The 10,011-nt window shown below is 68.5% G+C and carries 8 protein-coding genes and 1 pseudogene; all 9 read left to right on the top strand.

What is annotated here, in order from left to right; translation table 11 throughout:
• A partial coding sequence (locus WA805_RS27850; RefSeq protein WP_425243814.1) for a molybdopterin dinucleotide binding domain-containing protein occupies positions 1-747 on the top strand: 747 nt, incomplete at its 5' end.
• A complete protein-coding gene (nuoH, locus tag WA805_RS27845; RefSeq protein WP_422291021.1) occupies positions 744-2,081 on the top strand; it encodes an NADH-quinone oxidoreductase subunit NuoH in 1,338 nt (445 codons plus the stop codon). The genes WA805_RS27850 and nuoH, both read left to right, overlap by 4 nt.
• Positions 2,068-2,568: pseudogene (gene nuoI / locus WA805_RS27840) on the top strand (NADH-quinone oxidoreductase subunit NuoI); the annotation flags it as partial. The gene nuoH and the pseudogene nuoI, both read left to right, overlap by 14 nt.
• A gap of 191 nt (positions 2,569-2,759) precedes the next feature.
• On the top strand, positions 2,760-3,602 hold the full coding sequence (locus tag WA805_RS27835; protein ID WP_422275370.1) for an NADH-quinone oxidoreductase subunit J: 843 nt from the start codon (positions 2,760-2,762) through the stop codon (positions 3,600-3,602).
• Positions 3,599-3,898 (top strand): NADH-quinone oxidoreductase subunit NuoK, encoded by a 300-nt coding sequence (gene nuoK, locus WA805_RS27830; protein WP_422290648.1) that lies wholly within the window; start codon positions 3,599-3,601, stop codon positions 3,896-3,898. Before WA805_RS27835 ends, nuoK begins: the two co-directional genes overlap by 4 nt.
• 12 nt (positions 3,899-3,910) lie before the next feature.
• Positions 3,911-5,809 (top strand): NADH-quinone oxidoreductase subunit L, encoded by a 1,899-nt coding sequence (gene nuoL / locus WA805_RS27825; RefSeq protein WP_425243813.1) that lies wholly within the window; start codon positions 3,911-3,913, stop codon positions 5,807-5,809.
• Entirely contained in the window at positions 5,810-7,417 is a 1,608-nt protein-coding gene (locus WA805_RS27820; RefSeq protein ID WP_424564228.1) for an NADH-quinone oxidoreductase subunit M, read from the top strand.
• Complete coding sequence (gene nuoN, locus WA805_RS27815; RefSeq protein WP_422290654.1) at positions 7,414-9,009, top strand: NADH-quinone oxidoreductase subunit NuoN; 1,596 nt, start codon at positions 7,414-7,416, stop codon at positions 9,007-9,009. Before WA805_RS27820 ends, nuoN begins: the two co-directional genes overlap by 4 nt.
• Positions 9,010-9,110: 101 nt before the next feature.
• The coding region (locus WA805_RS27810) for a polyprenyl synthetase family protein (protein ID WP_425243812.1) at positions 9,111-10,011 on the top strand (901 nt) is incomplete at its 3' end.

Genomic DNA, 10,011 nt, shown 5'->3' with positions numbered 1-10,011 from the left:
ATCCTGGACGCCGCCGCGACCGGACAGCTGTCGGCCCTGGTCGTCGCCGGAGTGGACCCGGCCGACCTGCCCGACCCGGCCGCCGCGCTGGCGGCGCTGGAGGCGGCCAGCTTCGTAGTTAGCCTGGAGCTGCGGGTCAGCGCGGTCACCGACCGGGCCGACGTGGTGTTCCCGGTGGCCGCGATCGCCGAGAAGGCCGGCACGTTCGTGAACTGGGAAGGCCGCGGCGGCACGTTCGGCGCCGCGCTCACCGTGCCAGGCGTCCGGACCGACCAGTACGTGCTCGGCGCGATCGCCGACGAGATGGACGTGCACCTGGCCCTGCCGGACGCAGCCGCCGTCAGGGCCGAGCTCACGGAGCTCGGCGGCTGGCGCGGCGCCCGCCCGCTGCCGCCCGCCGTGATTCCTTCCGCGTCTTCCCCTGAGCTCGGTGAGCACGAGGTTCGCCTCGCCACTTGGCATCAGCTGCTCGACGCGGGCCGGATGCAGGATGGCGAACCGTACCTCGCGGGCACCGCCCGGCCCGTCGTGGCGCGGGTGTCCCCCGCCACGGCGGCGGCCGCCGGGGTGAGCGACGGCGAGAAGGTGACCGTCACGACGGCGGCCGGCGCGCTGACGATCCCGGTCGAAGTGACGCCGATGGCCGATGGCGTGGTGTGGCTGCCGACCGCTTCCGCGGGCTCCGCGGTCCGCACCGACCTCGGCGCCGGGCACGGCAGCCGGGTGACCCTGAGGAGGTCAGAATGAGCGGGGCGCTGGCAGCGGACCCGACGCTAGCCGATTTCTACTTGGTCCCCTGGTGGCTGGTGTTGCTGAAGGTCGGGATCGTCTTCGTGTTCCTGATCTTCACCACGATCTTCATGATCTGGTTCGAGCGCCGGGTCATCGGCCGGATGCAGAACCGGCCGGGGCCTAACAGGGCCGGGCCGTGGGGCCTGCTGCAGCCGATCGCCGACGCGCTCAAGCTGCCGCTGAAGGAGGACATCGTCCCCACCAAGGTGGACAAGCTGGTCTTCTTCATCGCGCCGATCATCGCGGCCGGGACGTCGTTCATCGCCTTCGCGATCATCCCGTGGGGCACGGTGGTCTCGATCTTCCACCACCAGACGCCGCTGCAGGTCGCCGACCTGCCGGTCGCGGTGCTGCTCGTGCTCGCGATGAGCTCGATCGGCGTCTACGGCATCGTGCTGGCCGGCTGGGCATCCCGCGGGCCTTACTCGCTGCTCGGCGCGCTGCGCTCGACCGCGCAGGTGATCAGCTACGAGATCGCGATGGGCCTGGCGTTCGTCGCGGTGTTCCTGTACGCGGGCTCGCTGTCCACCACGGCGATCGTCACGGCCCAGCAGCACTTCTGGTACGGGTGGCTGCTGCTTCCCTCGTTCCTCGTCTACCTGGTGACGATGGTCGGCGAGACCAACCGGGTGCCGTTCGACCTGCCCGAGGGCGAGGGCGAGATCGTCGCGGGGCACATGACCGAGTACTCGTCGATGAAGTTCGCGATGTTCTTCCTCGCCGAATACATCAACATGGTCACGGTCTCCGCGCTAGCCGTCACGCTGTTCCTCGGCGGCTGGCGGGCGCCGTGGCCGATCTCGCTCTGGTCCGGCGCCAACAGCGGCTGGTGGACGGTGCTGTGGTTCCTGATCAAGGTCTTCATCCTGCTGTTCTGCTACGTCTGGCTGCGCGGCACGCTGCCGAGGGTGCGGTACGACCAGCTGATGGCGCTGGGCTGGAAGATCCTCATCCCCGCGTCGATCGTCTGGATCCTGCTGATCGCGACGGTCAAGGCGTGGCGGAACGACACTCACTCGAACGTCGTCTACGCGTGCGCCGGCCTGGTCATCGTGCTGATCCTGCTGCTGGTCACGTTCTGGGACAACGCGGGCCAGCGGCACGCCGCCGAGATCGGGCCGGAACCGCCGCCAGTCCCGGACGGCGCGAACGGCACCGTCGAGGGCTTCCCGGTGCCGCCGCTCGATCTGCCGCATTATCACGGCCTCGACTTGGGTGAGCCGGCGCTTGGCAGCCCGCCGCTCGGCTCGACCGATGTGACGAAGGAGGTCACCGGTGCCGGTTCTTGATTTCCTCAACCCCGTCAAGGGGTTCGGGGTCACCTTCCGCGAGATGTTCAGGAAGGTGGACACCGTGATGTACCCGGAGGACAAGCGGCCGACCGCGCCCCGGTTCCACGGCCATCACCAGCTGAACCGCTGGCCGGACGGGCTGGAGAAGTGCATCGGCTGCGAGCTGTGCGCCTGGGCCTGCCCGGCGGACGCGATCTACGTCGAGGGCAGGGACAACACGCCGGACGACCGGTACTCCCCTGGCGAGCGGTACGGGCACGTCTACCAGATCAACTACCTGCGCTGCATCCTGTGCGGGATGTGCATCGAGGCGTGCCCGACGCGCGCGCTGACGATGACCAACGAGTACGAGATCGCCGACGACAACAGGGAAAGCCTCATCTGGACCAAGGAGCAGCTGCTCGTGCCGCTGCGTCCCGGCATGGAGGCGCCGCCGCACCCGATGCGGCTCGGGAACGACGAGAAGGACTATTACCGCCTAGGTGGCGGAGGGGTGGTGGCCACCGACCGCGCGCCCGGCATGTCCGGACCTGGCGGGCCGACCGGCCCGGCGGTGCACATCACGGCTGCCGACTACCTGGTGTCGGGCGAAGACGAGACGGCGTTCGAGGCTGAGGAGGCCTCGATGGGCGTTGAAGCGCCTGGCGTTGAAACGACGGGCGGAGAGGTGGACGAATGACTCACCTGCTGCTGGCCGCGAACAACGGCACTAACCTGGACCCGATCTACAGCAAGGCGCTCTTCTGGATCCTCGCCATCCTGTCCGTCGGCGCCGCCATCACCATGATCTTCATGCGGCAGGCTGTGCACTGCGCGCTGATGCTCGCGGTCGTGATGCTCTCGCTCGCGGTGCTTTACGCGATGCAGGGCGCGCCGTTCCTGGCCTTCGTGCAGATCATCGTGTACACCGGCGCCGTGCTGATGCTGTTTCTCTTCGTGGTCATGCTGATCGGCGTGACCTCGTCGGATTCGCTCGTGGAGACGATCCGCGGTCAGCGGCTCTGGGCGGGCCTCGGCGGTCTCGGGTTCCTGATCCTGCTGATCGTCGGCATCGGGCACGCGGCCATCGGCAGCGCCGCTCCGCAAACCGCCGCCAACGGCGTCGATAACCTCACCGGCCTCGCGAAGCTGATCTTCACCACGTACGTCTTCCCGTTCGAGGCCACCAGCGCCCTGCTGATCACCGCCGCGCTCGGCGCGATGGTGCTCGCGCACCGGGAGCGCACCGAGCCCAAGCCGACCCAGCGGGAGCTGTCCCGCCGCCGGGTGGCCAGCGGGCACGTGGCGCCCGAGCCGCCGCCGGGGGTGTACGCCCTGCACGACGCCGTCGACATGCCGGCGCTGTTGCCTGATGGAAGCACCACCGCACGTTCCATATCGAAGGCGGTGACCCAGCGCGACGTGGACCTTGGCCGCGACCCGCAGTCGGACGTGACCGCTGATCTCGAAACGGAAGACCGGATCGAAGAAGAGCGGCAGATCGAAGCCGCCGCCAGGGGGAGGGACGAGCAAGCATGAGCCCCGCAGCGTACGTCTTCCTTTCCGTCATCCTGTTCGCCATCGGCGGCGTCGGCGTCCTCGTCCGGCGCAACGCGATGGTGATCTTCATGTGCGTCGAGCTGATGCTGAACGCGTGCAACCTCGCCTTCGTGGCGTTCGCGAGGCTGCACGGGAACCTGGACGGCCAGGTCGTGGCCTTCTTCGTGATGGTCGTCGCGGCCGCAGAAGTAGTCGTCGGGCTCGCGATCCTGATGGCCCTCTACCGCGCCCGCAAGTCCGCGTCGGTGGACGACGCGAACCTGCTCAAGTACTAAGGGGATTCTGGTATGACGACGCTTGCCGCGACCGGCGCGCTGCGCTTCTCGTGGCTGCTGCTCGCGTTCCCGGTCTTCGGCGCGGCGGTCCTGCTGCTCGGCGGGCGGCGCACCAACAGATGGGGGCACCTGCTCGGCTGCGCGATGTCCCTCGCGTCGTTCGTCTACGGCGTGATCGCGTTCTTTACGCTGCTCAGCTATCCCGCCGCGGACCGCAGCCGCGACCTGCACCTGTACTCATGGATCCCGGTTGAGAGGTTCCAGGCGAACATCGGGATCCTGCTGGACCCGCTGTCGATCTGCTTCGTGCTGCTGATCACGGGCGTCGGCTCGCTGATCCTCATCTACTCGATCGGGTACATGGCGCACGACCCTGAGCGGCGGCGGTTCTTCGGCTACCTGAACCTGTTCATCGCCGCGATGCTGCTGCTGGTGATCTCCGACAACTACCTCGCGCTGTACGCCGGGTGGGAGGGTGTCGGCCTCGCCTCCTACCTGCTGATCGGGTTCTGGCAGTCCAGGCAGGCGCCGCCGGCCGCGGCGAAGAAGGCGTTTATCGCTAACAGGATCGGTGACGCGGGCCTGTCGCTGGCGATCATGCTGATGTTCGCCGAGTTCGGCACGTTCAACTTCACCGGCGTGTTCGCGTCGGCGAAGTCGGGGGGCTCCGGCGTGGGTCTCGCGCTCGGCCTGCTGCTGCTGCTCGCCGCCTGCGGCAAGTCCGCCCAGCTGCCGCTCCAGTCCTGGCTGCTCGATGCCATGGAAGGCCCGACCCCGGTGTCGGCGCTGATCCACGCGGCCACCATGGTCACCGCCGGCGTATACCTGATGGTCCGGTCCAACCCGATCCTGGCGCAGTCGGCGGACGCGCGGATGGCGGTGGCCATCGTGGGCACGGTCACGCTGTTGTTCGGCGCGATCATCGCGTGCGGCAAGGACGACATCAAGAAGTCGCTCGCCGGTTCCACCATGTCGCAGATCGGCTACATGATGCTCGGGGCGGGCCTCGGCCCGGCCGGGTACGCGTTCGCGATCGCGCAGCTGCTCGCGCACGGGTTCTTCAAGGCGGGGCTCTTCCTCGGCGCCGGCTCGGTCATGCACGGCATGGACGACGAGGTGAACATGCGGCGTTATGGTGCCCTGGCGCGCATCATGCCGATCACCGCCGTCACGTTCGCCATCTCCTACCTGGCGATCATCGGCATCCCGCCGTTCTCCGCGTTCTTCACTAAAGACCCGATCATCGACGCGGCGTGGGATCAGGGCGGAACCGCGGGCTGGCTAATGGGCGGCGCGGCGATCATCGGCGCGGGCATCACCGGGTTCTACATGACCAGGATGGTGCTCATGACCTTCACCGGCGCCAAGCGCTGGGAGGAGCACGCGCATCCGCACGAGTCGCCGGCCGTAATGACGGTGCCGATGATCGTGCTCGCCATCGGGTCGATCGTCGCGGGCGCGTTCCTGATCATCAACGACCGGCTTGTCGATTTTCTCGCCCCTGTGGTCGGCACGCCGCCGGTCTTGCACGGGCTCTGGACCGTGCCAGGTGAGACCTCCCTGGCGCTGGCAGTCGTTGCCGCCGTGCTCGCATGGTCCATGTACGGGCGCGTGCCGGTGCCCGAGACCGCGCCGCGGGGCAACCTCGTCACGAACGCGGCGCGCCAGGAGCTGTACGGCAACGCGTTCAATGAGTCGGTGCTGATGCGGCCGGGGCAGTGGCTGACCCGGCTATCGGTTTTCTTCGACAGCCGCGGCGTGGACGGGCTCGTCAACACGATCGCGGCGACGATCGGCGGGTCGTCGGGGCGGCTGCGCAGGATCCAGACCGGTTTCGTGCGCTCTTACGCGCTGTCCATGCTTATCGGCGCCGTGCTGCTGGTGGCCGGCCTTCTAGTGGTGAGGCTGTAAATGAACGGCTTTCCCTGGCTGACCGTAGCGGGCGCCATCCCGCTGGTGGGGGCGGTGCTCGTCGCGCTCGTGCCGTCGCTGCCCGCGGACAGCGCGCCTGGCGACGTCGAGGCGCGGTCCCGGCTTGTCAAGGTGCTGGCGCTGGCCGTCACGCTGATCACGCTGGTCTGGGTGATCGTGATGGCCACCAGGTTCAACACCTCGGGGCCGACCTTCCAGCTGACCGAGCAGTACTCGTGGATCCCCCAGTTCGGGGTGCACTACGCGCTCGGCGTGGACGGGATAGCGCTCGTGCTCATCGGCATGACCGTGGTGCTGATGCCGATGGTGGTCCTCGCCTCCTGGCACGACGCGGACAACGCCAGGCGGTCGCCCAAGAGCTACTTCGCCATGATGCTGGTCCTCGAGACCATGATGATCGGGGTCTTCTCGGCCACCGACGTGTTCCTGTTCTACGTCTTCTTCGAGGCCATGCTGATCCCGATGTACTTCATGATCGGGTCGTTCGGCGTCGGGCCGCGGCAGTACGCGGCCGTAAAGTTCCTGCTCTACAGCCTGCTCGGCGGCCTGCTCATGCTGGTCGCGGTGATCGCGCTGTACGTGTACGCGGGTGAGTCGGCGGCCACCGGGCACCACGGCACGTTCCTGTTCTCCACCCTGGTGCACGTCACCCTCTCGCCGCTGGTGCAGAAGTGGCTGTTCCTCGGGTTCTTCATCGCGTTCGCGATCAAGGCGCCGCTGTGGCCGTTCCACACCTGGCTGCCCGATGCGACCTTCTCCGCCCAGCCAGGCGCGGCGGTGCTGATGCTCGGGGTAATGGACAAGGTCGGCACGTTCGGCATGATCAGGTACTGCCTGGAGCTGTTCCCGACCGCGGCGCACTACTTCACGCCGCTGATCCTGGTCCTCGCGGTGATCAGCATCTTGTACGGGGCGATCGTGGCGATCGGCCAGACCTCGATGAAGCGGCTGATCGGATACACGTCGGTCTCGCACTTCGGATTCATCGTCCTCGGCATCTTCGCGTTCACGTCGCAGGGGCAGGTCGGCGCGATCCTGTACATGGTCAACCACGGGTTCGCCACCGGGGCGCTGTTCCTGCTCGCCGGGTTCCTGATCGTCAGGCGCGGCTCGGACCGGATCGCCGACTACGGTGGCGTGCAGACCGTTGCCCCTGTGCTCGCCGGGCTGTTCCTCGTGTCCCTCCTCGCGATGCTCTCACTGCCCGGCCTGTCCACCTTCGTCAGCGAGTTCCTGGTGCTGGTGGGCACGTTCACGCGCTACAAGGTGGCCGCCTCCTTCGCCACGGCCGGCATCATCCTCGCCGCGATCTACGCGCTGTGGCTGTACCAGCGGATAGCCACCGGCCCGGTGGCCGAGCCGGTGGCCAAGATGCCGGACCTGAGGTTCCGGGAGCTAGTGGCGGTGTTCCCGCTCGTCGCGCTGATCATCGCGATGGGCGTCTACCCGAAGCCGGTGCTCGACGTGATCAACCCGGCGGTGCAGTCCACGCTCAGCCAGGTCCATTCGACCGACCCGGTGCCAGCCCATCCCGCGCCAGCCCAGGCCGTAACCGCCTCGGCTGCCCAGAAGGGAACCCAGCCGTGACCCCGCTTGCCGCAGCCGCCGCGACCGTCCCCGGCGCGATCCCGGCGCCCAGCATCGAGTACGGCCAGCTCGCCCCGATGCTGGTCGTGTTCGCCGGGGCGATCATCGGCGTGCTCGTCGAGGCGTTCGTGCCCAGGCCGCTGCGCCGCAGCGTGCACCTGGTGGTCACGTTCGGCGCGCTGCTGGCCGCCTTCATCTGGACCTGCGTGATCGCCGGGTCCTCGACGATCTTCGCCAAGGGCAGCGCCGGGCACGTGGCGGCGATGGGCGCCGTCGCGGTGGACCGGCCGACGCTGTTCATCCAGGGCACGATCCTGGTGCTCGCCTTCGTCTCGGTGCTGCTGATCGCCGACGCGTCGCACGACGTGCCGGAGTTCGCGGGCCAGGCGGCCGCGGTGCCCGGCTCGGCCGAGGAGCGCGCGAGCCTGCTGGCCGGTTTCGTGCATACCGAGATTTACCCGCTGACCCTGTTCTCCGTCGGCGGCATGATGCTGTTCCCCGCCTCCAGCGACCTGCTGACGATGTTCGTGGCGCTCGAGGTGCTGTCGCTGCCGCTGTACCTGCTGTGCGGGCTCGCGCGGCGCCGCCGGCTGCTGTCGCACGAGGCCGCGATGAAGTACTTCCTGCTCGGCGCGTTCTCCTCGGCGTTCTTCCTGTTCGGCATCGCGATGCTGTACGGGTTCTCCGGTTCGGTGTCGCTGGGCAAGATCGCCTCGGTGGCGGCCGGCAACACCGGCAGCGACACGCTGCTGTTCGCCGGGATCGCGCTCACCGGCGTGGGCTTGCTGTTCAAGGTCGGCGCGGTACCGTTCCAGTCCTGGAAGCCGGACGTCTACCAGGGCGCGCCGACCCCGATCACCGCGCTGATGGCGTCGTGCGTCGTGGTCTCGGCGTTCGGCGCCCTGCTGCGGGTCTTCTACGTGGCTTTCGGCAACCTGACCTGGGACTGGCGGCCGGCGATGTGGGTCGTGGCGGTCCTCACGATGGTGGTCGGCGCGGTGATCGCCATCACGCAGACCGACGTCAAGCGGCTGCTCGCCTACTCGTCGATCGCGCACGCGGGGTTCATCCTCACCGCGGTGATCGCCGCCTCGCAGCAGGGCCTGTCGTCGTCGCTGTTCTACCTGGCGTCCTACGGCCTGACCACGGTCGGGGCGTTCGCCGTGATCACGCTGGTCCGCGACCCGGGCGGCGAGGCCGACCACCTGTCCCGCTGGGCGGGCCTCGGCAAGCGGTCGCCGATGGTGGCGGGGCTGTTCGCGCTGTTCCTGCTCGCCTTCGCCGGCATCCCGCTGACCAGCGGGTTCATCGGAAAGTTCGCGGTCTTCCAGGCGGCCATCGCGAGCGGGGCCACGGCGCTGGTCATCGTCGGCGTGGTGTCCTCGGCGGTCGCGGCGTTCTTCTACGTCCGTGTCATCGTGCTGATGTTCTTCAGCGAGCCTGCGGCCGACGGCCCGGAAGTGGTCAGGGCCGGCCTGTTCACGGGCATCGCGGTGGCGGTCGGCACGGTCGCGACCGTCTTCCTGGGCATCGTGCCTGAGCCGCTGCTGAGCCTGGCCAACCACGCGGCCACGCAGCTATTCGTGCGATGACGCCTGGCACCCCGGTGTTTCCGGCGCGCCGCCCAGTTCGTATGCTGGTGAGTTCCTACGCTCCTGCGCTGGGTTAGGTGCGCCGAGGACATGGAGTTCGCGTGACCATCGCAGTTCCGGTCGAGTTCGCTGACAAGGCTCTCACCGCGGAAATAGCGGAGGACCTGGCCGTGGTGGAGACCGCGCTCCGGGATACCTCGTTCGGCGGTAACGAGATGTTCGCCGAGGTCTCCAGGCACATGATGGCGGCCGGCGGCAAGCGGTTCCGCGTGATGCTGGTCCTGCTGGCCGCCCGCTTCGGGGACAGCCGCGACAAGCGGATCGTGCCAGCGGCGGTCGCCATCGAGCTCACGCACCTGGCGACGCTGTTCCACGACGACGTGATGGACGAGGCCGTCATCAGGCGCGGGCACCCGTCGGCGAACTCGATGTTCGGCAACTCGGTCGCGATCCTGGCCGGCGACTACCTGTTCGCCAGGGCCTCCCGCATCCTCGCCGACCTCGGCCCGCAGGCCATCAGGATCCAGGCGGAGACGTTCAGCCGCCTGGTCGACGGCCAGCTGGCCGAGACGGTCGGCCTCCGGCCCGGGCAGGACCCGCTCGATCACTACATGCACGTGATCACCGAGAAGACCGGCTCGCTGATCGCCACCGCTGGCCGGTTCGGCGCGATGTTCGCCGGCGCGCCCGACGAGATCTCCGATCTCATCGCCGATGCGTGCCAGCACATCGGCGTCGCCTGGCAGCTCTCCGACGACGTGCTCGACGTCTCTTCGTCGTCGGCCCAGTCGGGCAAGGAGCCCGGCACCGACCTGCGGCAGGGCGTGCGCACCCTGCCGGTGCTTTACGCGCTGCGGTCTTCGGACCCGGCCGGCGAGCGGCTCCGGTGGCTGCTGACGGAAGCCGACCTGACCGATGCCGCGCTGCACGCCGAGGCGCTGTCCCTGCTCCAGGTCTCGCCGGCACTCGGCGAGGCACGCGAAACCGTGCGGACGTGGATCG

This window comes from Trebonia sp. (genome assembly GCF_049794275.1).
Lineage (GTDB): Bacteria > Actinomycetota > Actinomycetes > Streptosporangiales > Streptosporangiaceae > Trebonia.
Note: the sequence above shows the minus strand (reverse complement) of the source record. Positions and strands in the feature narration are given on the sequence as shown.